This window comes from Pseudonocardia sp. Ae150A_Ps1 (assembly GCF_001932315.1).
GTDB lineage: Bacteria > Actinomycetota > Actinomycetes > Mycobacteriales > Pseudonocardiaceae > Pseudonocardia.
The window spans coordinates 2,265,601-2,287,726 of sequence record NZ_MCIJ01000001.1 but is presented as its reverse complement, the minus strand read 5'-3'; the positions used below and the strand labels follow the sequence as shown (position 1 = coordinate 2,287,726).

The window sequence follows — 22,126 nt, the reverse complement described above, 5'->3', positions numbered from 1 at the left end:
TGCGGCGTGACCGTCAGTCGGACAATCGAGTGTTCCGAGCGGATTCTTCGTCGATCGGCTCAGTGTCGCCCGGGGCGGTGACCACCACCGTCGTCCCCGATCCCGGTCGTGCGCGCACCCGCAGCGTCCCGCCGATCAGCTCGGCGCGCTCCCGCATGGAGGCCATCCCGTACCCGCCGGGCGGCCCGCCGTGGGTCGGGAACCCGCCGCCGTCGTCGGTGATGTCCAGGCGCACACCGCCGTCGTCGGCGGCCAGCCGGACGACGACGCGGTGCGCCCCCGCGTGCTTCTGCACGTTCTGCAGCGCCTCCTGGGCGATCCGGTACAGGGCGACCTCGACGTGGTCGGGCAGCCGTCGCTCGTCGAGGTCGAGCCGGACGTCGAGCTCCGGGACCTCCCGGGCCAGCGCGGCGAGGGCCCCGGCCAGCCCGAGGTCGTCGAGCACCGGCGGGCGCAGCGCACCGATCGCCGCCCGCGCCTCGTCCAGCGTGGTGCCGACCAGCCCGGCGGCGCAGGCCAGCTCGGTGCGGGCCCCGCCGGTGTCGCCGTGGCCGAGCAGGGTGCCCGCGGCGTCGAGGTGGAACGACAGCGTGACCAGCCGCTGCGAGATGCCGTCGTGGATGTCGCGGGCGAGCCGTCGCCGCTCCGTCTCCTGCGCGGCGACGGTCTGCTCGGCGAACCGCTCGTGGGCCTGCTCCCGGGCGCGCAGCCGCCGGTGCATGCGGGCCTGGTGCAGTGCCGCGGCCAGCAGTCTGCCGATCGCCAGCAGCAGCCGGACGTCGCGGTCGCCGAACTCGCGCCGGTCCACGGTGTGCACGTTGAGCACCCCGGCGAGGCCGTAGGGCTCGGACAGCATCGGCACCGAGACCATCGAGGTGTAGTCCTGCCCGCGCAGCTCCGGGATCGGCAGGTAGCGCGGGTCGGACGTCTTGTCGTCGGTGATCACGGCCGGGGTGCGGTGGGCGGCCACCCAGCCGCTGACGCCGTGGCCGAGCGGCAGGTGCACGGTCCCGACGCGGGCGTCGAACGGCGGGGTGGCGCCGGCGAGGGTCAGCGCGGTGTCGGTGTCGTCGAGGACGTGCACGAAGCAGACGTCGGTCGCGGTCGCCTCGGTGATCACGCGGGCGACGGCGGCGGCGAGGGGCTCCACCGCGGGCCCGGACGCGGTGGCCTCGATGATCCCGAGCAGGACGGCGTTCTCCCGCTCCGGGTCGCCGAGCCCCAGACCGCGCCCCGCCGCAGTCACCGGAACACGCCCTCGCGCAGCGCGGCGGCGACCGCCGCCGTCCGGTCGGGGACGTCGAGATTGCGCAGCACCGAGCGGACGTGCGACTTCACCGTCTCCTCGCCGATCACCAGCTCCGCGGCGACCGAGCGGTTCGAGTGCCCGGCGACCAGCAGGGCCAGCACCTCGCTCTCCCGGTGGGTGAGCCCCAGCCGGGCCCCGGGCCAGAACTCGTTGCGTTCCAGCCGGGCCGCCGACGCCGCCGCGCGGCCGGCCATCGTCGCGTCCACGACCGTCACCCCGGTCGCGGCCAGCTCCAGCTGCCGCACCAGTTCCTCGCCGCCGATCCGCTTCAGCAGGTAGCCGGCCGCTCCGGCGCGCAGCGCCTGGAACAGGTACTGCTCGTCGTCGTAGACGCTGAGCAGCACGACCTTCTGCCCGGGCAGCCGGTCGTGCAGACGCCGGCACAGGTCGAGCCCGGAGTCGCCCGCCATCCGGACGTCGCACAGCACGATGTCCGGGGCCAGCGACAGCGCCGCGTCCATCGCGGCCGTCACGTCGTGCGCGGTGCCGACCACCCGGACGCGGCCACGGAACGGGGCGAGCATCGCCTTCAGCCCCTGGACGACCATCTCGTGGTCGTCGACCACGACCAGTCGCAGTGGTGTGGCCTGCGTCATACGGCCCACGATAGGGGCCGGTCTCCCCCGGTGGGTCCCCCGTGCCGGGGGAGACCGCCCGGCCCGCGGTTCCTAGCGTCGGTGACCCGACCGGGAGAGGAGCACGCCGTGCCGGACAAGTCGCTGCGGATCCGGCGGGCCGGGCCCGAGGAGGCCCGCCGCCGACCGATCATGCTCGCCATCGCGGGGGACAGCGCCGCGGGCAAGACCACGCTGACCCGCGGACTGGTCGAGGCGCTGGGGCCCGACCGGTGCGTGTCCCTGTGCACCGACGACTACCACCGCTACGACCGGGCCGAGCGCAGGGACCTCCCGTTCACGGCGCTGCACCCGGACTGCAACTTCGTCGAGATCATGGAGCAGCACCTGCAGCTGCTGGCCACCGGCGAACCCGTGCTCAAGCCGGTCTACGACCACTCCACGGGCGAGCTGGCCCGGCCGGAGCCGGTCGAGCCGGCCGAGGTCGTCATCGTCGAGGGGCTGCTGCCCCTGCACTCGAAGCTGTCGCGGGCCTGCTTCGACGTGACCGTCTACCTGGACCCGCCGGAGGAGATCCGGCGGGACTGGAAGGTGCAGCGCGACTGCGCGAAGCGCGGCTACACCCCGGACCAGGTGCTGGCCGAGCTCGACCGGCGCGAACCCGAGTCGGCCGAGCACATCCGCCCGCAGCGCCGGCACGCCGACCTGGTGGTGCGGTTCGCGCCGATCGAGAGCCGCGACGACCCGGAGGGCACCCCGCTGTCGGCGACGGTGATGCTGCGGCCGACGATCCCGCACCCGGACCTGTCCGGGGTGATGCAGCCCGGGCTCACCCGCGCGATGCACCTGAAGCTGGAGCGGGACCCGGACGGCCGCCCGGTCGAGTCCCTGCACGTGCACGGCTACGTGCCCCACGAGGAGAGCGTCGCGGTGGAGAAGTCGATCTGGGCCGAGATGGGCGACGCGGGCCGCGACACCCCGGACTGCCTGGGCCGCGTCGGGGACGGCCGCAGCGAGCCGCTGGCGATCGCCCAGCTGCTGATCCTGTTCCACCTGATGGAGCTGGGCCGGTGAGCGCCCCGGAGGCGGTGCTGTTCGACGTCGACGGGACGCTCGCCGAGACCGAGCGCGACGGGCACCGGCCGGCCTTCAACCGGGCCTTCGCCGAGCACGACCTGGGTCTGCACTGGACACCGGCGCACTACACCCGGTTGCTGCGTGTCCCCGGCGGACGGCAGCGGATCGCCGCGGACCTGCGCGCCCGCGGGGTGCCCGGCGTGGAGGCCGACCGGGTCGCCGCCGCGGTGCACCGCACCAAGACCGCGCTGTTCGCCGAGCACGCCCGCTCCGGTTCGATCCCGGCCCGGCCGGGCGTCCGGACGCTGGTCGCGGACCTGCGGCGGCACGGCACGCGGATCGGCGTCGTGACGACCGGTCGCCGGGAGTGGGCCGAGCCGCTCGTGCGGCACCTGATCGGCGACGTCTCCGGGGCGCTCGACGTGGCGGTGTACGGCGACGACGTCACCGCGTTGAAGCCGGACCCGCAGGCCTACCGGCTCGCGCTGCGCCGGCTGGGGCTGCCGGCGTCGTGCGCGGTCGCGGTGGAGGACTCCGCGCCGGGACTGCAGGCGGCGCTGGGGGCCGGGCTGATGACCGTCGTCGTGCGGTCGGAACCGACGGCCGGGCACGACGCCCGCGGAGCCGCCCTGGTGCGGGACTCCTTCGACGGGGATCCGCCGCTCGACGCCGTGCTGCTGCGCGAGCTGCTCACCGCGGCGGAGGATCAGGCGCTCGCGGCCCGGCGCTCGTCGTGCAGGCGGAGCAGCGCGTAGGCGGCGAGGGTCTGCGCGTCGGTCAGCCGCCCGTCGAGGATCATCCGCTCGAACTCGACCGCGGTGAACCAGGCGGCGCGCATGTCCTGCTCCTGATGCTCGCGCCGCGGCGGGCCCTCGGTCAGACCGGTCGCGAGGTAGACGTGTCCGCGCTGGCTGGACATGCCCGGCGCGCAGTCCAGCGTCCCGAGCAGCGCCATCGACGACGCCGCGAGCCCGGTCTCCTCGGCCAGCTCGGCAGGGTCCTGGTCGGCGCGGTCCGGCGCGGTGCCGGCCGGGAACTCCCAGCGGCGCTCGCCGACCGGGTAGCGGAACTGCTCGACCAGGTGCAGGCGGCCGTCGTCGTCGCGGGGGACGACCAGGGCGTAGGTCGGCTTGTCGACCACCCCGTAGATCCCCTCGGTGCCGTCGGAGAGGCGGATGCCGTCCTCCCGGACGGTCATCCAGTCGTTCGCGTAGACCTGGCGGGTGGAGGTCTGCTCGATCACGGTGACCAGCCTGGCCCAGGCCGGGGACGGTCGCGCACCGGGGCCGCCTTACAGTGAGCCGGGTGCGTCTCGTGATCGCCCGCTGCCAGGTGGACTACGCCGGACGGCTGACCGCCCACCTGCCCATGGCACCCCGGTTGCTGCTGGTCAAGGCCGACGGCTCGGTGAGCGTGCACGCCGACGACCGCGCCTACAAGCCGCTGAACTGGATGTCGCCGCCGTGCTGGCTGACCGAGGAGCCCGGCGTCTGGACGGTGAAGAACAAGGCCGACGAGTCGCTGGTGATCACCATCGACGAGGTGCTGCACGACTCCTCGCACGAGCTCGGCGTCGATCCGGGCCTGGTCAAGGACGGTGTCGAGGCGCACCTGCAGGAGCTGCTCGCCGCCCACCCCGAGACCTTCGGCGACGGCTGGACGCTCGTCCGCCGCGAGTACATGACCGCCGTCGGGCCGGTCGACCTGCTCTGCCGGGACGGCGACGGCGGGCACGTCGCGGTCGAGATCAAGCGCCGCGGCGAGATCGACGGCGTCGAGCAGCTCACCCGGTACCTGGAGCTGATGAACCGCGACCCGCTGCTCGCCCCGGTGCAGGGCGTGTTCGCGGCCCAGCAGATCAAGCCGCAGGCGCGCACCCTGGCCACCGACCGCGGCATCCGCTGCCTGACCGTCGACTACGACGAGCTGCGCGGGATGACGTCGAAGGACATGCGGCTGTTCTGAGGACGAGGACCCGTCACGGCGTGACAGTGAACCGGACGGCGTTCCCGGTCAGCGAGGTGATGGCGACCCGGTAGGGGCCCACGGCGTCGGAGCGGCGCTCGCCGATGCGCACGTCGCGACCCTCGAAGCTCGCGACGAGCGCCGCCCCCGGGTCGATCCGGATGCGGATCCGGGGCCCGTCCCCGCAGCTGACGAACGTCCCCGCGTCGCTGGTCTGCAGGGTGCCGCCGGCCCCGCCGCCGAAGTTCGTCGAGGTGCGGCCGTCGGTGCGGCGCTCCATCGACCCCGTGCACGTCGGATCCGGTGCTGCGGTGGTCGTGGGAGGTGCCGGGGCCGCAGCCGCGGGCGGCGTGGTCGCGGGTGCCGCACGTGGTGCGGGGGCGCCGCCCCCGCACCCTGCGACGGCGACGGCGACGGCGGCGCAGGCGGCGAGCACGAGCGGCGGCAGGATGGAGCAGTGGGCCGGCACGGTGGTCCTCCTCGGTCGGTGCACCAGCAGACACCGAGGTGCCCGGGAGGGCTCCCGGCCCGGCCGGGCCAGCTCGGGCACGGCCGGACCCTCCCGGCACGTTTACGCTGATCACGTGAGTGCCACCGCCGCTGACTCCGCCGCGACCACGACTCCCACGCCCGAGGACTTCGCCTCGCTGTCCCCGCGCACCGGTGCCGAGCTGGCCCGCTACCCGGTGCACGACGGCGAGCACGTCCGCGCCGCCGTCCGTGACGCGGCCGGGGCGGCCGCCTGGTGGGGCGGCCTCGACTTCGCCGAGCGGCGCCGCCGCCTGGCCGCGTGGCGCAAGGTGCTGGTCGCCCAGCTCGACCGCGTCGCGCGGGTCGTGTCCGACGAGTCCGGCAAGCCCTTCGACGACGCCCGGCTCGAGGTCGTCCTGGCGATCGACCACCTGGACTGGGCCTCGGCCAACGCGAAGAAGGTGCTCGGGAAGCGGTCGGTGTCGCCGGGCCTGCTGATGGCGAACCAGGCCGCGTCGCTGCGCTACCGGCCGCTGGGCGTCGTCGGCGTCATCGGGCCGTGGAACTACCCGGTGTTCACGCCGATGGGCTCGATCGCCTACGCGCTCGCCGCCGGCAACACCGTGGTGTTCAAGCCGTCCGAGCTGACCCCCGGGGTCGGGCACGAGCTCGCCCGCACCCTCGCCGAGGCGATCCCGGAGGTCGGTTGCCACCCGCTGCTGACGGTCGTCACCGGGTACGGGGCGACCGGCGCCGAGCTGTGCCGCGCCCCGGGCATCGGCAAGATCGCCTTCACCGGGTCGGCAGCGACCGGGCGCAAGGTGATGGCCGCGTGTGCGGAGAACCTGGTGCCGGTGCTGATGGAGTGCGGCGGCAAGGACCCGCTGATCGTCGACGCCGACGCCGACCTGGACGCCGCCGCGGACGCCGCCGTCTGGGGCGGGATGTCCAACGCCGGCCAGACCTGCGTGGGCGTCGAGCGCGTCTACGTCGTCGAGTCGGTCGCCGGGCGCTTCCTGGAGAAGGTCCGCGCGACGGCGTCGAAGCTGCAGGTCGGCACGGCCGCGAACGAGGGCGACCTCGGGCCGATGACGATGCCGTCGCAGACCGGGACCGTGCGCCGGCACGTCACCGACGCGCTGGAGAAGGGCGGCCGGGCGATCGTCGGCGGCGCCGGCTCCGTGCCGGACGAGGGCGGCTCCATCTCCCCGGTCGTGATCGCCGACGTGCCGGAGGACTCGGTCGCCGTGACCGAGGAGACGTTCGGCCCGCTGCTGGTGGTGAACCGCGTCCCGGACGTCGACGAGGCGGTCCGCCGCGCCAACGCCACCGGCTACGGCCTCGGCGCGACCGTGTTCTCCGCGAAGCACGGCGAGGAGATCGCCGAGCGGCTGCGGTGCGGGATGGTGTCGGTCAACGGTGTCATCGCGTTCGCCGGGATCCCGTCGCTGCCGTTCGGCGGGGTGGGGGAGTCCGGGTTCGGCCGGATCCACGGCGCCGACGGGCTGCGCGAGTTCACCCGCTCCCAGGCGATCGCCCGCGCACGGTTCCCGATGCCGATCGCGGTGACCAGCTTCAAGCGCACCGCGAAGACCATGCAGACGCTCACGTCGATCGTGAAGGCGCGGTACGGGCGCTGACGCGCTCGTGAGTGGAAAACACGGTCAGGGCCGTGTTTTCCACTCACGAGCCCGGAGGGCCGACCCTGTGCTTCGGGGGTGGCCCTGGTCGCATGTTACCCACCGGTAGCACTCCCGGATGGCAGGATCGCGCGCAACGCGAGACAGAGACGTCGAACTGGGAGGTTCCAGCGTGGCACGCGAGATCCGGACGGTCGGTGTGGTCGGCCTCGGCACGATGGGTGCGGGGATCGTGGAGGTCTTCGCCCGCAACGGCCTCGAGGTGATCGCCGTCGAGGTCGACGCGGCCGCGGGGGAGCGCGGACGCGCCCACCTGGCCGCCTCCACCGGGCGCGCGATCGAGCGCGGGAAGCTCACCCAGGAGCAGGCCGACGAGCTGCTCGGGCGGATCACCGTCACGACGTCGCTCTCCGACCTGGCCCCCGCCCAGCTCGTCGTCGAGGCGATCCCGGAGAGCCTCGAGGCCAAGGCCGAGGTGTTCGCCGCGGTCGACGGCGTCGTCGGCGAGGACACGATCCTCTGCTCCAACACCTCGTCGCTGTCGGTGACCGAGCTGGCCGTGCGCACCAAGCGCCCCGGCAAGGTCGTCGGGATGCACTTCTTCAACCCGGCGCCGGTGCAGAAGCTGGTCGAGGTGGTGCGCACCGTCGTCACCGAGCCGGACGTGATCGAGGACGTGCAGGCGTTCGCCGACTCGCTCGGCAAGGTCCCGGTCGTGATCGGCGACCGCGCCGGCTTCATCGCGAACGCGCTGCTCTTCGGCTACCTCAACCACGCGGCGAAGATGTACGCCGAGCGCTACGCCAGCCGCGAGGACCTCGACGCCGGCATGCGCTACGGCTGCGGCTACCCGATGGGCCCGCTCGCCCTGCTCGACCTGATCGGCCTCGACACCGCCTACGAGATCCTCGAGACGATGTACCGGGAGTCGCGCAACCTGCTGCACGCGCCGAACCCGGTGTTCAAGCAGATGATCACCGCCGGGCTGCTGGGCCGGAAGGCCGGGCGCGGCTTCTACACCTACGAGGCGCCACACAGCTCGACCGTCGTCGCCGACGGTGAGACGCCGTCGTCGGCGGTCCCCGAGGACGTCACGCTGCGCGGGGTCGACCGGGTCGGCGTCGTCGGCACCGGCACCATGGCCTCGGGCATCGTCGAGGTGTTCGCCAAGGCCGGGTACGACGTCGTCGTCCGCGGGCGCAGCGAGTCCAAGGTCGACGGCTCGATCGCGCACGTGCGCAAGTCCCTGGACAAGGCGGTCGCCCGCGGCAAGCTGGAGGAGGCCGACCGCGACGCGATCGTCGGCCGGATCATCGGCACCACGCAGCTGGAGGACATGGCCGACGTCGACCTCGTCGTCGAGGCCGTCGCCGAGGAGCTCGACGTGAAGCGGGCGATGTTCGGCGCGCTGGACGAGATCTGCAAGCCCGGCGCGATCCTCGCGACGACGACGTCGTCGCTGCCGGTCGTCGAGTGCGCCGCCGCCACCCAGCGGCCCGGCGACGTGATCGGCATGCACTTCTTCAACCCGGCACCGGTGATGAAGCTGGTGGAGGTCGTCTCGACGATCGGCACCTCGCGCGACGTCGCCGCGACCGTCCTGCAGGTGACCAAGAACCTGAAGAAGGTGCCGGTGAGCTGCGGCGACCGCGCCGGGTTCATCGTCAACGCGCTGCTGTTCCCGTACCTGAACGACGCGGTGAAGATGCTGGAGGCGCACTACGCGACCGCCGACGACATCGACGCCGCCATGAAGACCGGCTGTGCGCTCCCGATGGGCCCGTTCGAGCTGCTCGACGTGGTGGGCCTCGACGTCTCGCTGGCGATCGAGCGTTCGCTGTACTCGGAGTTCCGCCAGTCCGGGTTCGCCCCGGCGCCGTTGCTGGAGCACCTGGTGACCGCGGGGCGGCTCGGCCGCAAGACCGGGCACGGGTTCCGGGACTACACCGCACGCTGAGTCAGACTGGTCGTATGGCCCGCGGACGATCGAGACGGCCCCGCCCCACGGAGAGGGGGCGGGGCCGTCCCGTCGCGCCGCCACTCGGCAGCGGCATGATCACGTCGCGGGAGAGCGGCCGCGACGGCGAGTGGAACGTCCGCTGGGTGCCCGGCGGGTCGTCGGTGAAGAACTACCGGTGCCCGGGCTGCGACCAGCTCCTGCCGTCGGGCACCCCGCACGTGGTCGCGTGGCCCGCCGACGACCTCGGTGGGGTCGAGTACCGCAGGCACTGGCACCTGCCGTGCTGGAACGCGCGGGACCGGCGTCGTCCGGGGTTCCGCCGGTACTGACGGTCCCGCGGCCCCTCAGCGGGAGCGGGCCGCGTGCTTGGTGTGGCCGTTGGCCCCGGCCCGGGGCGACGGCGAGGGCCGCGGCGCCGTGGGCTCCTGTCCCGTCTCCGCGGCGGTGGCCTCCGGCTGCTCCGGGACGTCGGCGAGGGACGGGCCCGCTTCCAGGTCCCCGGCCTGGGTCTCGATCAGGGTCCGCGCCGAGTGCAGCTGCTCGGTCACCCGGCTGCGCAGCTCGGTGAGCTCCTCGACCCGGCGACGGGCACGGCCGGTGGTCTCCTCGGCGTCCCGGCGGGCGTCCGACCGGATCCGCTCCCCCTCGGCGTGGGACTGCTCGAGCGCCTGGCGGATCTCCTCGTCGGTCTCCGCGCGACGCCGTCGGATCTCGTCGGACAGGGCGTCCCGCTCCGCGAACAGCGAGGTCAGTGCCTCGGCACGGCGCTGGTCCATCGCGATCCGGAAGTCGTGCTCGACCTGCTCGCGGACCTCGTGGGCCTCGGTGTCGGCGCGGGAGATCCGCTCGGTGACGGTGCGCTCCTGCTCGCCGAGCTCCCGCTCGGTGTTCTGCCGCTGCTCGGCCAGTGACCGCTCCGTGGTGGACGTCAGCTCCGCGAGCTCGGCCTCGGTGCGCTCCTTCAGCTCGGCGAGCTCGCGCTCGATCCGGGCCTGCCTGTCGTCGAGCTCACGGTCCCGCTGCTCGGCCTTCCGGTCCAGTTCGGCCCGGTGCGCCTCGGCGTCGGCGGTGATCTGCTCGGCCCGGGACCGGGCGTCGGTCAGGACCCGGTGGGCGTGGTCGTCGGCCTGCTGACGCTGGTCGGCGATCTCCCGGTCCGCCTTGGCGTGCATCTCGGTGACCTCGTCCTCGGCCAGCCGGAGCATCGACCGCAGCCGCTCGCTCATGCCCTGCACGCTCTGCGGCGGGCCGGCGAGCCGGTTGACCTGCTGCTGCATCGCCTCGGTGCGGGTGCGCGCGTCGTCCAGCTCGCGGCTCAACCGGGTGTTCTGGGAGACCGAGGCGTCACGATCGGCGGCCAGCATCCGCACCTCGGCGTCGAGCCGGCGCAGGTGGCTGTCGACCTGCGCCTGGTCGTAGCCCCGGCGCGCGATCGAGAAACCGGTCCGGGGTACGGGCACATCGTGGTCACCGGCCATGCCCGTCACCGTACCGTCGCCCACGTTGCACGGTCGTGAGTTCGACGGCCGCACGTCACCATGTTCACGCCCTTCGAGAGGGATGTGTCAGACGCCGCGGAAGCGGTTGATGCCGTCGAGGTGACGCTCCCGCTTCTCCTGGTCGGCCACGCCCAGGCCCTCCTCGGGGGCCAGCGCGAGCACGCCGACCTTGCCCTGGTGGGTGTTCTGGTGGACGTCGAAGGCCGCCTGCCCGGTCTCGGCCAGCGGGTACACCCGGGACAGTGTCGGGTGGATCATGCCCTTCGAGATCAGCCGGTTGGCCTCGAACGCCTCGCGGTAGTTCGCGAAGTGCGAGCCGACGATCCGCTTGAGGTTCATCCACAGGTACCGGTTGTCGAACTCGTGCATGTAGCCCGAGGTCGAGGCGCAGGCGACGATCTGACCGCCCTTGCGGGTGACGTAGACCGAGGCGCCGAAGGTCTCCCGCCCGGGGTGCTCGAACACGATGTCCGGGTCCTCACCGCCGGTCAGCTCGCGGATCTTCGCGCCGAGGCGCTTCCACTCCTTCGGGTCCTGGGTCTGCGGGTCCTTCCAGAACTTGTAGCCCTCGGCGTTGCGGTCGATCACCAGCTCGGCGCCCATGTCCCGGCAGATCTGGGCCTTCTCCTCGGAGGAGACGACGCAGACCGGGGTGGCGCCGCCGTTCAGCGCGAACTGGGTGGCGTAGGAGCCGAGGCCGCCGGACGCGCCCCAGATCAGGACGACGTCGCCCTGCTTCATGTCGGCGCCGTTCTTCGACACCAGCTGGCGGTAGGCGGTGGAGTTGACCAGGCCCGGGGACGCGGCCTCCTCCCAGGTGAGGTGGTCGGGCTTCGGCATGAGCTGGTTCGACTTCACCAGCGCCAGCTCGGCGAGGCCGCCGAAGTTGGTCTCGAAGCCCCAGATCCGCTGCTCCGGGTCCATCATCGTGTCGGAGTGCCCGTCGGGGCTCTCCAGCTCGACGGACAGGCAGTGCGCGACGACCTGGTCGCCGGCCTTCCAGCTGTTGACGCCCGGCCCGGTGCGCACGACGACGCCGGCCAAGTCGGACCCGACCACGTGGTACGGCAGGTCGTGGCGCGCGGTCAGCGGGGAGAGCTTCCCGTAGCGCTTCAGGAAGCTGAACGTCGAGACCGGCTCGAAGATCGACGTCCAGACGGTGTTGTAGTTGATGGCGCTGGCCATGACCGCCACCAGCGCCTCGCCCGGCCCCAGCTCGGGGACCGGCACGTCCTCGAGCCGCAGGCTCTTGCGCGGGTCCTTCTCCTTGGTGGGCAGGCCCTCGAACATGTCGGCGTCCTCGGCCCGGACGGTGACGCCCTGGTAGGACTCGGGCACCTCCAGGCCACCGACGTCGGCGAACTGCCCGGCGAGGATGGCGTCGCGGATGTCCTTCACTGCTGGCCTCCGATGGCGACGTTGCTAGGGGAGTGGCCCGGGCGCGTACGCCCGGCTTTGCTTGGGATACCGCAAGTTACTGCGTAGTATGTTAACCGCTACGGCCCGGTGGTGGTGATACCCGACGACGGCTTCGTGAGCGAGGCCACCGGACGCCCGTACTGTCCTTCGGGACGGGTGTCCGCGCCCGATCGGTGCGGGTCAGTGCCCGTCCGCGGCCGGTTCGACCAGCTCGACCAGCACGCCGCCGGCGTCCTTCGGGTGCACGAAGTTGACCTTCGAGTCGGACGTGCCCCGGCGCGGCTCGTCGTAGAGCAGGCGCAGGCCCTTGGCACGCAGCGCGTCCGCAGCGGCGGCGACGTCGGTGACCCGGTAGGCGACCTGCTGCAGGCCCGGGCCGTTGCGGTCGATGAACTTCGCGATGGTCGAGTTCTCGTCCAGCGGCGCGAGCAGCTGGACCTTGGTGGCGCCGCTCGCCTCGCCGGGAGCGCCCAGCATGGCCTCACGCACGCCCTGCTCGGTGTTGGTCTCCTCGTGCACGGAGACGAGCCCCAGGTTCTCGGCGTACCAGCGGATCGCCTCGTCCAGGTCCGGCACGGCGATACCCACGTGGTCCACGGCCACGACCAGCGGCGACAGAGCATCCTCGGTTGTCGTCATGGGGGCAGAAGGTACCTCGACTACTCGCGAGTAGGGGTGTGTGCCACTGGTCACCCCCACCGTTCGGTGCGTCCGCGTCGCCGGACGGCGTGGGTATGGTGGCCGCCCGCCCACCTGCCAACGAAGCTTGCTGGAGGACCCGTGTCCGGAACCGTGATCGTCAGCGGCGCGCGTACGCCGATGGGCCGTCTGCTCGGCTCGCTGAAGGGGTTCTCCGGGGCCCAGCTCGGCGGTATCGCCATCAAGGCCGCGCTCGAGCGCGCGGGAGTCGCGCCGGAGCAGGTCGACTACACGATCATGGGACAGGTGCTGACGGCCGGTGCCGGCCAGATCCCCGCCCGCCAGGCCGCCGTCGCGGCCGGCATCCCGATGGACGTGCCCGCGCTGACCATCAACAAGGTCTGCCTCTCCGGTGCCGACGCGATCGCGCTCGCCGACCAGCTCATCCGCGCCGGTGAGTTCGACGTCGTCGTCGCCGGTGGCCAGGAGTCGATGACCCAGGCGCCGCACCTGCTCACCAAGTCCCGCGAGGGCACCAAGTTCGGTGACGCGATGCTCACCGACCACATGTCGTACGACGGCCTGTTCTGCGCCTTCGACCAGGTCGCGATGGGCGCCTCGACCGAGAAGTACAACGAGCGCTACGGCCTCACCCGCGAGGAGCAGGACGCCTTCTCCGCCCGCTCCCACCAGAACGCCGCCCGTGCCGCCACCGACGGCACGTTCGAGCAGGAGATCACCCCGGTCGAGATCCCGCAGCGCAAGGGCGACCCGGTCGTCTTCGCCACCGACGAGGGCGTGCGCGGCGACACGACCGCCGAGAGCCTGGGCAAGCTGCGTCCGGCGTTCGCCGCCGACGGCACCATCACGGCCGGGTCCGCCTCGCAGATCTCCGACGGCGCCGCCGCGGTGGTCGTCATGAGCAAGGTCAAGGCCGAGGAGCTCGGTCTGGAGTGGATCGCCGAGATCGGGGCGCACGGCGTCGTCGCCGGCCCGGACGCCTCGCTGCACGAGCAGCCCGCGAACGCGATCGCCAAGGCCTGCGAGAAGGAGGGCATCCAGCCCGCCGACCTCGACCTCGTCGAGATCAACGAGGCCTTCGCCGCGGTCGGGATCGTCTCCGCCCGCAAGCTCGGCATCGACGAGAGCAAGGTCAACGTCGACGGCGGCGCCATCGCACTCGGCCACCCGATCGGCATGTCCGGCGCCCGGATCGCGCTGCACCTCGCCCTCGCGCTCAAGGCGCGTGGCGGCGGTGTCGGTGCGGCCGCCCTCTGCGGCGGTGGCGGCCAGGGCGACGCGCTGATCGTCCGGGTGCCGAAGTCCTGATCCCGGTGTGAGTCGTCGGCCCCCGCTGCGGCGGGGGCCGACGCGCATCAGGGTCCGCACCGACGAGGAGGACGACGACCGTGGCCGGACCCCCGGACCCCCACGAGCTGGTGGAGCGGGCGCGACGCGGCGAGCAGCTCGCCGTCGCCCGGTTGATCTCGATGGTCGAGAACGCCGGCCGGCAGCTCCGTGAGGTGTCGGCGGCGCTCACCCCCTACACCGGACGGGCGCACGTCGTCGGTCTGACCGGGTCGCCGGGCGTCGGCAAGTCGACCTCGACGTCGGCCCTGGTCACCGAGCTGCGGGCGCGTGACCGGAAGGTCGGGGTGCTGGCGGTGGACCCGTCGTCGCCGTTCAGCGGCGGTGCGCTGCTGGGGGACCGGGTCCGGATGGGCGAGCACGCCGGCGACGACGGCGTGTTCATCCGGTCCATGGCCACCCGCGGGCACCTCGGCGGCCTGTCGTGGGCGACGCCGCAGGCGCTGCGCGTGCTCGACGCCGCCGGGTGCGACGTGGTCCTCGTGGAGACGGTCGGCGTCGGGCAGTCCGAGGTGGAGATCGTCGGGGCGGCGGACAGCACCGTCGTGCTGCTCGCACCGGGCATGGGGGACGGGATCCAGGCAGCGAAGGCGGGGATCCTCGAGATCGGCGACGTCTTCGTCGTGAACAAGGCCGACCGGGACGGTGCCCGGCGGACCGTGCGCGAGCTGCGGAACATGCTCCACCTGCGGGAGGACGGAGGCGCCGACGCCTGGGCGCCCCCGGTGCTGTCCACCGTCGCCTCGCGCGCCGAGGGGATCGACGCCCTCGCCGACGCCCTCGACGAACACCTCACCTGGTCCGAGAAGTCGGGCGAGCGGGAGCGGCGCCGCAGGTACCGGGCCCGCCGTGAGATCGAGGCGATCGGGATGGAGCAGGTGCGGGCCCGCATGGAGCGGGTGCGCGGCGGCGCCGCCCTCGACGCACTGACCGACCGGGTCCTGGCCGGCGAGCTCGACCCGTGGGCCGCCGCCGACGAGCTGCTGGACCAGTCGGACTGACCCGCGCTCCGGCCCCCGCCGCCGGTCATCGGCCGAGCGCCGCGAGCCGGGCGAGGGTGCGCGCCGACCCGGCACGCAGGGCGAGCAGGCGGGCGCGGGACGCGGCCGCCGCGGCGTCGCCGCCGTGCCCGGCCCGATCGGCGTCGACAGCCTCGCGCAGCGCCTCCTCCGCCCGGGCCCGGACCGACGGCCCGTCCCCGTCGTGCGCGGGCTCGATCGCGATCGGTACCGGCGGCGCGTGCACGTCGATCCCGGCGGTCCGGGCCCGGTGGCCGGTCGTCGTGGACAGTTCCTGCCGGAGGACGTCCCGGCCGCGGTCGGCGAGCCCGACGAGGTCGTCGCGCCCGGCCCGCCGGGCCGCGTCGGCGGCCACGGCGTAGGCCCGCCACGCGAGGTCCGGCGCGTCCCGGTCGCGTTCCTGGTCCGCGGCGAGCAGCGCGGCACCGGCGAGCAGGGCGGCGAGCCGGACGGCCGTCGCAGGATCGGTGCAGTGCGCCAGCAGGTCGCCGAGCTGCTCGACCTGGGCCGACGTCGCGGCGTGGGCGGCCGCGGTGCCGAGCCGGTGGTCGAGTGCCGCCGTCGCGCGGAGCTGGTCGTGCAGCAGGTCGAGGCCGTGCTCGTCGACCGCCTCCGCCCGCGCGAGCGCGGCCCGGAGCCGGTCGGCACCGCCCGCGTCGCCCGCCGGCGTCGCGGGCTCGAGCCCCAGGTCCGTGGCGGTGCTCGCGTAGAGCTCGGCGAGCAGTGCGCGGTGCTCGGGGGCGGGCGTCGCGTGCCCGTTCTCCCAGCGGGACAGCTGGGTCTTGAGGCTGCCGGGCCGCGCGGCGCCGGCGCCGTGACGGGACGCAAGCGCGGCCAGCCGGCCCGCCGCCTCGGACTGGGACCACCCGCGGCCCTGCCGGGCCGCGCGCAGCAGGGAGCGGGGCGCGGCGGCCGCCGCTGCGGCGTCGTCGGTGTCCACGGAGCCGATCCTGTCGGTGGTCCGTCGTACTGTCAACGCCGTTGCCGCAATACCTCGTCAACACCTCGCCACCAGTGTTCGGAGAGTGCTCGATGGATCTGATCGACTACCTCGGCTGCGTCGCCCTGTCCGGGGCCTGCGGTGCCGTGGCCGGCTGGACGACGGTGCGGCGGATGCTGCGCCCACGGACCCCGCCACGTGGCACGGTGATGCGGGACTGGCCGGGGCGCGGCCACTTCGTGCCGCCGGTCGGGCGGCCGCGGCGGCGCCGGCGCAGGCGGGACCGGTGAGCGGCCGGTCGCGGGCCCTAGTCGAAGTCGCCGGCCGAGCGGCGCACGGTGCGCAGCAGCGCGGTCAGCTGCTCCTTCTCGGCGTCGTCCAGGCCGGTGAGTCCGAAGTCGATCGAGGTGACCGCTCCGGTGGCCTTCGCGAGCCGGTCGCGGCCGTCCGGGGTGAGCTCGACGAGCGTGGCCCGCCGGTCGGTCGGGTGCGGCAGCCGCCGGACGAGCCCGTCGCCCTGCAACCGGTCGACGATGTTGGTGACGCTGGTCGGGTGCAGCTGCAGCCGCTCGCCCATCACCCGCATCGGCAGGCTTCCGCGCCGGGCGAAGTCGAGGAGCACGAGCGCCTCGTAGCGGGCGAAGGTGAGACCGAGCGGTTTCAGAGCACCGTCCACCTGGGACAGGAGGATCTGCTGCACCCGCATCACGCTCGTGACCGTGGCCATCGTGCGCGACGGGCCGACCCGGTCCTCCCACAGGTCGGCGGCGCGCTGGATCGGGTCGAAGGGGAGCGACCCGTGTGCTGCCATGTCCCGACGCTAGCAAGTCGTACCGGCCGGTACGCGGCCCGCGCGGTCCCGCGCGCCCTGGCGGCACCCGATCGGCGTGGCAGTGTGGCTCCATGCTCTTCGCGTTCAGCATCGCGCCCTCCGGATCCGACTCGGGCGACGGCAGCGTCGGCGCCGCCGTCGCCGAGGCGGTCCGGGTGGTCCGTGACTCGGGTCTGCCCAACGAGACGACCTCGATGTTCACCACGATCGAGTCCGAGACCTGGGACGAGGGGATGGCGGTGGTCAAGCGCGCCGTCGAGGCGGTCGCCGCCGTGTCCCCGCGGGTCAGCCTGGTCCTCAAGGCCGACATCCGGCCCGGTCACGAGGGGCAGCTGCAGGCCAAGGTGGAGCGGGTCGAGGAACACCTGCGGAAGGGCGGGGCGTGACCGCGGGAGGTCCGGCCCGGGTGGTGCTGGTGCACGGCGCCTGGCACCGGGGTTCGTCGTGGGAACCGGTCGCCGGGGACCTGGAGCGCGCGGGGATCCCGGTGTCCGCACCGGACCTGCCGGACACCCGGGGCGCGGGGCACGCCGAGCAGGTCGCCGCGGTGCTCGCGGCCGCCGGGCCGGACGGGGCGCACTCCGCGGAGGCGGCGGAGGCGGGTTCCGGATCCGGGGACGCCGTGGAGCCGGTCGTGCTCGTGGGGCACTCGCTGGGTGGCCTGGTCGCGCCGGTCGTCGCGGACCGGCTCGGGCCCGCGCGGGTCCGGGCGCTCGTCCTGGTCGGGGCGCTCGTCCCGGAGCCGGGGCGGGCGTACCGGGACCGGCTGCGTGCGGAGCGGGACCTGATGGTCGCCGGCTATGACGCGGGGGTGCTCCGCGGGGAGGGGCCGGTGACGTACTGGCCGGACGCGGAGACGGTCGCGGCCGGGCTCTACCGCGGTGTCGCCGACGAGCTGCACGAGCTCGCCGGTGCGACGGAGCCGTCGGTGCCACCGGCAGGTGGGGCGTCGCCGGGCGGGGCGGGCTCGGTGGAGACGGTGCCGGGGCCGGACGCCGTCGTCGCGGCGGCGGCCGCGGAGATGCGTCCGCAGGACTGGACGCTGCTCGCCGAGCCGTGTCCCCTCACCGCCTGGCCGCGGGTGCGGACCCTGTCGGTGGTCTGCACCGGGGACCGCGTCGTCGATCCGGTGGCGGGCCGGCGGGAGGCGGCCCGGATCGGTGCGGAGGTCGTCGAGCTGCCCGGTGGGCACTTCCCGATGCTCACCCGCACGGGCGAGCTGACAGCGCTGCTCGCCGGTCTGGCGACGGGCGCCACGGCGGCCGCAGCCGGCACCTGAGCCCGGCCGGGACCTGAGCCCGGCCGGCTCCGGACCCTGGTCAGCCCGCGATGTAGCTCGTGAAGGTGTAGACGCCCACCAGGATCGACACGAAGCCGAGGGCCATGCCGAACTGGCCGAGCTTCGCGGTGGCCGGCTGGCGGAAGGCCAGGAAGCCGAGGATCAGGCCCGCGGCTCCCAGGATCCACGCGGCGATCGGCACCGGCAGCAGCCCGGCGATCACGCCGAGGGCGCCCAGCGCCAGCGACACGTAGGCGAGGGCCGGCTTGGCAGCGGTCTGGACGTTGCTCATCTTCGGATTCCTCCGTCGCTCACCGGCCGTGCGGGCCGGCGTCTCACTCGTCGTCTCGGGGTGTCGCACCGCGGGCGGCGACGCGGCCGCGCCGCACCCCAACGGTCACGCAGGGTAACCGTTGGTGCCCTGCACCGTGTTCAACGAGTGGCCGGGGCCGGTGATGCTCCGCCGGTCCGGTGATCGTCGACTCGCGCGGGCCCCGGCCCACCGGTGCCGCACCGCCTCCCGCGGGCGGGGCGCGTCACATCCGGACCGTGCGCGTGCCAGGATGGACGGCGTGTCACGCCCAGATCCTCGTCAGGCGGCCCAGCAGGCGGCGATGTCCTCGGCCATGGCCGGAGCGGTCGACCTCTCCGGTCTGAAGGCGCGGGCCGATGCGGCCGGCCGGCAGCCCGGACCCGACGGTGCCCCGGGCGCCGCGCCCGCGGGCGGCGGTGCCGGCGGTCCCTACGTCGTCGAGGCGACCGAGCAGGGCTTCCAGGACGAGATCCTCGAGCCGTCGCTGCAGATCCCGGTCGTCGTCGAGCTGTGGGCGAGCCGGTACCCGCGTGAGGAGCAGCTCTCCTCCGAGCTCGAGCGGCTCGCCTCGACCGGTGGCGGCGCCTGGATGCTCGCCCGGGTCGACATCGACACCCAGCCGCGGATCGCCCAGGCCTTCCGCGTGCAGCAGGTCCCGATGCTGGTGGTGCTCGTCGGCGGGCAGCCGGTGGACGCCGTCAACGGCGCCGTGCCCGACGACCGCGCCGCCGAGTGGGTCAGCTCGCTGCTCGACGCGCTGCGCGACCGGATGCCGGCGATCGCCGAGGGCGAGGCCCGCGCCGCGTCCGCCGAGGGTGCCGAGGAGCCCGCGGAGGAGCCGGAGGACCCGCGCTTCACCGCCGCCGAGGACGCCGTCGAGCAGGGCGACTACGCGGCCGCGGAGGCCGCCTACCAGTCGATCCTGGACGCCGAGCCGGCGAACGAGCAGGCGAAGGCCGCGCTCGCGCAGGTGAAGTTCCTGGCCCGGGCCGAGCAGGCCGACCCGTCCGCGATCGAGCGCGCCGACGCGAACCCCGACGACGTCGACGCCCAGATCGCGGCGGCGGACGCCGAGATGGCCGCCGACAGCGTCGAGAGCGCCTTCACCCGGCTGGTGGGTGTCGTGTCCCGCACCGCGGGCGACGACCGGGACCGGGCCCGCGGTCACCTCGTCGGGCTGTTCGAGCTGTTCCCGTCCGACGACCAGCGGGTCGCCACGGCGCGCCGGGCACTCGCCCGCGCGCTCTTCTGAACCGGTAGGGCCGGGTGGCCCGGCTGAACCGGGCCGTCCGGGCGGGCGCACCCGTCGTCGTGGCGGCGCTGGTGACGGCGGTCCTGCTGTTCGCGTTCGGGCAGCCGCCGCTGCTCCGCTGGATCGCGTCGCCCGACGTGCCCGGGATGCACGTCGACTTCGACACCTTCTGGCGTTCGGCGCACGCACTGGTGGAGCAGGGTCCGGGCAGCGCCGCGATCTACCGGACCGATGCGCGGCTGCACAATCTGAACCCGCCGCTGCTGTCGGTGCTGCTGGCACCGCTCGGGCTGCTCGACCCCGTCACCGGGTACCGGATCCTGACCGCGCTGTCGGTGCTCCTCGTCGCCGGCTCCGTGCTGCTGGTGTGCCGGGAGCTGCGGCTCGGCCGCACCTGGACGCTCGCCGCCACCGCCGCGGTGCTCGCGTCGTCCCCGCTGCACGGGAGCCTGCTGCTCGGGCAGATCTACCCGTTGCTGCTGGCCGGGCTGGTCGCGGGCTGGCTCGCCGAGCGGCGCGGGCACCCGCTGCTGGCCGCCGTCTGCTTCGGCGTGACGGTCGCGGTGAAGCCGTCGCTCGCCCCGGTGCTGCTGCTCGCCGGGGTGCAACGCCGGTGGGCGCCGTTCGCCGCGGGGATCGGGGCCGCCGCGGTCGCGTCACTGACCGGGGTGGCCGTCGCGGGGTGGCCGACGGCGTTCCAGTGGCTCGCCACCGCGCTCACCGAACCGGTCGGCCCGACGCCGGACAACGCGTCGCTGCCCGGCCAGGCGCTGCGCTGGGGACTACCGCCGGCGCGCTCCTGCTCGCCGGCACACTCGTCCACCTCGCGCGTCGCACCCGCCGGGCGGGCGGCCCCGGCCCCGCCGGCACGGACCCGGCCGGGACCGCACCGTTCGCCGTCCTCGCCACCGGCCTGCTGATGGCGCCGATCTCGTGGCACAACTACCTGCTGCTACTCGTCCCCGGCCTGCTCGTCCTGGTCGCGAGCGGGCGGCCGAGGGACACCCGTCGCCGGGTCGTCGCGGCCGTCCTCGCGGTCGCGGTCGTCCCGGTGAGCTGGGCCGACCTGTGGAGCGACGGCTCCTGGGCGACGCCGCTGGGGCGGGCGCTGTACACCGTCGTCCTGCTCGTGACCTGGTGGGCGCTGCTCCGGCCGGCCCGCGGAGAGCTCCCGACTCCACCAGCGAGTTTCCGCCCTGCGGAAGCCGGCACCCGCGCTCCGGCCTAGCCCGGCACACTCCCCGCCACCGTCGGGCGAGGAGGCACGCGGATGACGAACGCATCCCGGAGCGGGGACGCGACCGGAACGACCGGCCGGGCCGGCCGTGGCGGCTGGGTCGCGCCACTGTGCTGGTCCGCGGTGGCCCTGGAGGGTTTCGACCTCGTCGTGCTCGGAGTGGTGCTGCCCTCCCTGCTCGACGAACCGAGCTGGGGGCTGACCCCGGCGACCGCGTCCCTGGTGTCGACGGCCGGCCTGCTCGGCGTCATGGTGGGTGCGCTCTCCGCGGGCCCGCTGGCCGACCTGCTCGGGCGGCGGCGGGCGATGCTCGCGACCGTCGTCTCGTTCTCGGTGCTCACCCTGCTCTGTGCGGTGGCGACCGGGCCGTGGACCTTCGGCGCGCTGCGGTTCCTCGCCGGGCTCGGGCTCGGCGGCGTCCTCCCCGTCGCGCTGGCGATGGTCAACGAGCACAGCCGCTCGGGCCGCGGCGGCAGCGCCACCACGGTCCTGATGACCGGCTACCACGTCGGCGCCGTCGCGACGTCGTTGCTCGGCATCCTCGTCATCCCGTTCTGGGGCTGGCGGCCGATGTTCGTGCTCGGTGCACTGCCGGCGCTCGTGCTGGTCCCGCTGCTGGCGCGCTTCCTGCCCGACTCCCGACCCGTCCCGCAGGCGGCGACGCCGGCCGCGGCGCCCCGGGCCCGCAACCCCATCGCCCAGCTCGTCCGCGACGGCTACCTGCGCTCGTCGGTCGCGTTCTGGGTGGCGTCCTTCATGGGGCTGCTGCTGGTCTACGGCCTCAACACCTGGCTGCCGCAGATCATGCGCGTCGCCGGCTACGGCCTCGACGCCGCGCTCGCCCAGCTGCTCGTGCTCAACGTCGGCGCGATCGCCGGGCTCCTGGTCGCCGGGCGGGTGGCCGACCGGATCGGTGTCCGTCCGGCCACACCGGCCTGGTTCGCCGCGGCCGCGCTGTTCCTCGCCCTGCTGGCGATCCCGCTGCCGGGGATCGGGATCTACGTCAGCGTGCTGCTCGCCGGGGTGTTCGTGTTCAGCGCGCAGGTCCTCGTCTACGCCTACGTCAGCCAGCACTACCCGGACCACGCCCGTGCCTCCGCGCTCGGTGCGGCCAGCGGGATCGGCCGTCTCGGCGCGATCAGCGGCCCGCTGCTCGGCGGGGCGCTGCTCACCGCGGGGATCGCCTACCCGTGGGGCTTCTTCGCCTTCGCCGCCGTCGCGGCGCTCGGCGGTGTCGCCGTGCTGGTCGTGGGCCGGTCCCGCCCGGCGGACGCGCACTGACCCCGCGAACCCGAACCCGCCCGCCCACCGCGGGCGGCGCCGCGACCGGAA

Annotated in this window: 25 protein-coding genes; 15 read left to right on the top strand and 10 right to left on the bottom strand. The window is 74.1% G+C overall.

Going from position 1 to position 22,126, the window contains the following annotated elements; genetic code table 11:
- Positions 1-13: 13 nt before the first annotated feature.
- Positions 14-1,246 carry a GAF domain-containing sensor histidine kinase gene (locus Ae150APs1_RS10505; RefSeq protein WP_083680054.1) on the bottom strand — a complete coding sequence of 411 codons (1,233 nt, stop codon included), beginning with the start codon at positions 1,244-1,246 and terminating at the stop codon, positions 14-16.
- Positions 1,243-1,905, bottom strand: coding sequence for a response regulator transcription factor (locus Ae150APs1_RS10500; protein ID WP_075297258.1), 663 nt, complete (start codon positions 1,903-1,905; stop codon positions 1,243-1,245). The genes Ae150APs1_RS10505 and Ae150APs1_RS10500 overlap by 4 nt, the downstream gene beginning before the upstream one ends.
- An 81-nt stretch (positions 1,906-1,986) precedes the next feature.
- On the opposite strand from Ae150APs1_RS10500, the gene Ae150APs1_RS10495 reads away from it, so the two are divergent.
- Positions 1,987-2,958 carry a phosphoribulokinase gene (locus tag Ae150APs1_RS10495; RefSeq protein ID WP_249266292.1) on the top strand — a complete coding sequence of 324 codons (972 nt, stop codon included), beginning with the start codon at positions 1,987-1,989 and terminating at the stop codon, positions 2,956-2,958.
- Positions 2,955-3,716: an HAD-IA family hydrolase gene (locus tag Ae150APs1_RS10490; RefSeq protein ID WP_075297256.1), complete on the top strand. Its 762-nt coding sequence runs from the start codon at positions 2,955-2,957 to the stop codon at positions 3,714-3,716. Before Ae150APs1_RS10495 ends, Ae150APs1_RS10490 begins: the two co-directional genes overlap by 4 nt.
- Here the strand turns inward: Ae150APs1_RS10490 and Ae150APs1_RS10485 are convergent.
- On the bottom strand, positions 3,668-4,159 hold the full coding sequence (locus Ae150APs1_RS10485) for an NUDIX hydrolase (protein WP_075301956.1): 492 nt from the start codon (positions 4,157-4,159) through the stop codon (positions 3,668-3,670). The genes Ae150APs1_RS10490 and Ae150APs1_RS10485 overlap by 49 nt on opposite strands.
- Before the next feature lie 107 nt (positions 4,160-4,266).
- Between Ae150APs1_RS10485 and nucS the strand changes: the two genes are divergently transcribed.
- The gene (nucS, locus tag Ae150APs1_RS10480) at positions 4,267-4,926 is read left to right on the top strand and encodes an endonuclease NucS (protein WP_060574974.1); all 660 of its coding nucleotides are present in this window, start codon (positions 4,267-4,269) and stop codon (positions 4,924-4,926) included.
- Between the two features lie 13 nt (positions 4,927-4,939).
- Here nucS and Ae150APs1_RS32715 read toward each other — a convergent pair whose 3' ends face one another.
- Positions 4,940-5,395: a hypothetical protein gene (locus tag Ae150APs1_RS32715; RefSeq protein ID WP_075297254.1), complete on the bottom strand. Its 456-nt coding sequence runs from the start codon at positions 5,393-5,395 to the stop codon at positions 4,940-4,942.
- Between the two features lie 115 nt (positions 5,396-5,510).
- On the opposite strand from Ae150APs1_RS32715, the gene Ae150APs1_RS10470 reads away from it, so the two are divergent.
- From Ae150APs1_RS10470 to Ae150APs1_RS10460, 3 genes are all read left to right on the top strand, one after another.
- Positions 5,511-7,037 (top strand): aldehyde dehydrogenase family protein, encoded by a 1,527-nt coding sequence (locus tag Ae150APs1_RS10470; protein ID WP_075297252.1) that lies wholly within the window; start codon positions 5,511-5,513, stop codon positions 7,035-7,037.
- A 172-nt stretch (positions 7,038-7,209) separates the two neighbouring features.
- Positions 7,210-8,994 (top strand): 3-hydroxybutyryl-CoA dehydrogenase, encoded by a 1,785-nt coding sequence (locus tag Ae150APs1_RS10465; protein ID WP_075297250.1) that lies wholly within the window; start codon positions 7,210-7,212, stop codon positions 8,992-8,994.
- 95 nt (positions 8,995-9,089) lie between these two features.
- Positions 9,090-9,326 carry a hypothetical protein gene (locus tag Ae150APs1_RS10460; protein ID WP_139316866.1) on the top strand — a complete coding sequence of 79 codons (237 nt, stop codon included), beginning with the start codon at positions 9,090-9,092 and terminating at the stop codon, positions 9,324-9,326.
- A 15-nt stretch (positions 9,327-9,341) separates the two neighbouring features.
- Here the strand turns inward: Ae150APs1_RS10460 and Ae150APs1_RS10455 are convergent, their stop codons facing one another.
- From Ae150APs1_RS10455 to mce, 3 genes are all read right to left on the bottom strand, one after another.
- On the bottom strand, positions 9,342-10,475 hold the full coding sequence (locus Ae150APs1_RS10455) for a hypothetical protein (RefSeq protein WP_139316865.1): 1,134 nt from the start codon (positions 10,473-10,475) through the stop codon (positions 9,342-9,344).
- 87 nt (positions 10,476-10,562) lie between these two features.
- Entirely contained in the window at positions 10,563-11,894 is a 1,332-nt protein-coding gene (ccrA, locus tag Ae150APs1_RS10450; protein WP_075297244.1) for a crotonyl-CoA carboxylase/reductase, read from the bottom strand.
- Positions 11,895-12,095: 201 nt separating this feature from the next.
- A complete protein-coding gene (gene mce, locus Ae150APs1_RS10445) occupies positions 12,096-12,554 on the bottom strand; it encodes a methylmalonyl-CoA epimerase (protein ID WP_029239527.1) in 459 nt (152 codons plus the stop codon).
- 141 nt (positions 12,555-12,695) lie between these two features.
- Here mce and Ae150APs1_RS10440 point away from each other — a divergent pair, with 141 nt between their 5' ends.
- Both Ae150APs1_RS10440 and meaB read left to right on the top strand, forming a co-directional pair.
- A complete protein-coding gene (locus Ae150APs1_RS10440; protein ID WP_075297242.1) occupies positions 12,696-13,883 on the top strand; it encodes an acetyl-CoA C-acetyltransferase in 1,188 nt (395 codons plus the stop codon).
- An 80-nt stretch (positions 13,884-13,963) separates the two neighbouring features.
- Complete coding sequence (meaB, locus tag Ae150APs1_RS10435) at positions 13,964-14,923, top strand: methylmalonyl Co-A mutase-associated GTPase MeaB (RefSeq protein WP_083680053.1); 960 nt, start codon at positions 13,964-13,966, stop codon at positions 14,921-14,923.
- A 25-nt stretch (positions 14,924-14,948) separates the two neighbouring features.
- Here meaB and Ae150APs1_RS10430 read toward each other — a convergent pair whose 3' ends face one another.
- Positions 14,949-15,881, bottom strand: a complete 933-nt coding sequence (locus tag Ae150APs1_RS10430) for a helix-turn-helix transcriptional regulator (protein WP_075297240.1) — start codon at positions 15,879-15,881, stop codon at positions 14,949-14,951.
- Positions 15,882-15,973: 92 nt separating this feature from the next.
- Between Ae150APs1_RS10430 and Ae150APs1_RS10425 the strand changes: the two genes are divergently transcribed.
- The gene (locus tag Ae150APs1_RS10425) at positions 15,974-16,171 is read left to right on the top strand and encodes a hypothetical protein (RefSeq protein WP_010238547.1); all 198 of its coding nucleotides are present in this window, start codon (positions 15,974-15,976) and stop codon (positions 16,169-16,171) included.
- Between the two features lie 17 nt (positions 16,172-16,188).
- Here Ae150APs1_RS10425 and Ae150APs1_RS10420 read toward each other — a convergent pair whose 3' ends face one another.
- Entirely contained in the window at positions 16,189-16,692 is a 504-nt protein-coding gene (locus tag Ae150APs1_RS10420; RefSeq protein WP_010238550.1) for a MarR family transcriptional regulator, read from the bottom strand.
- 92 nt (positions 16,693-16,784) lie between these two features.
- Between Ae150APs1_RS10420 and Ae150APs1_RS10415 the strand changes: the two genes are divergently transcribed.
- Both Ae150APs1_RS10415 and Ae150APs1_RS10410 read left to right on the top strand, forming a co-directional pair.
- Positions 16,785-17,099, top strand: coding sequence for a thiamine-binding protein (locus Ae150APs1_RS10415; protein ID WP_060574982.1), 315 nt, complete (start codon positions 16,785-16,787; stop codon positions 17,097-17,099).
- Positions 17,096-17,992: an alpha/beta fold hydrolase gene (locus Ae150APs1_RS10410; protein ID WP_075324281.1), complete on the top strand. Its 897-nt coding sequence runs from the start codon at positions 17,096-17,098 to the stop codon at positions 17,990-17,992. The genes Ae150APs1_RS10415 and Ae150APs1_RS10410 overlap by 4 nt, the downstream gene beginning before the upstream one ends.
- Positions 17,993-18,032: 40 nt before the next feature.
- Here the strand turns inward: Ae150APs1_RS10410 and Ae150APs1_RS10405 are convergent, their stop codons facing one another.
- Positions 18,033-18,284, bottom strand: a complete 252-nt coding sequence (locus tag Ae150APs1_RS10405; RefSeq protein WP_075297236.1) for a hypothetical protein — start codon at positions 18,282-18,284, stop codon at positions 18,033-18,035.
- A 271-nt stretch (positions 18,285-18,555) separates the two neighbouring features.
- Between Ae150APs1_RS10405 and Ae150APs1_RS10400 the strand changes: the two genes are divergently transcribed.
- The 4 genes from Ae150APs1_RS10400 to Ae150APs1_RS10385 are packed head-to-tail and all read left to right on the top strand — an operon-like array spanning position 18,556 to position 22,075.
- The gene (locus Ae150APs1_RS10400; RefSeq protein WP_349289879.1) at positions 18,556-19,557 is read left to right on the top strand and encodes a tetratricopeptide repeat protein; all 1,002 of its coding nucleotides are present in this window, start codon (positions 18,556-18,558) and stop codon (positions 19,555-19,557) included.
- 14 nt (positions 19,558-19,571) lie between these two features.
- A complete protein-coding gene (locus Ae150APs1_RS10395; protein WP_075297234.1) occupies positions 19,572-20,477 on the top strand; it encodes a glycosyltransferase family 87 protein in 906 nt (301 codons plus the stop codon).
- Positions 20,477-20,785 (top strand): hypothetical protein, encoded by a 309-nt coding sequence (locus Ae150APs1_RS10390; RefSeq protein ID WP_075297232.1) that lies wholly within the window; start codon positions 20,477-20,479, stop codon positions 20,783-20,785. Before Ae150APs1_RS10395 ends, Ae150APs1_RS10390 begins: the two co-directional genes overlap by 1 nt.
- 42 nt (positions 20,786-20,827) lie before the next feature.
- Positions 20,828-22,075: an aromatic acid/H+ symport family MFS transporter gene (locus Ae150APs1_RS10385; protein ID WP_075297230.1), complete on the top strand. Its 1,248-nt coding sequence runs from the start codon at positions 20,828-20,830 to the stop codon at positions 22,073-22,075.
- The last annotated feature ends 51 nt before the right edge of the window (positions 22,076-22,126 follow it).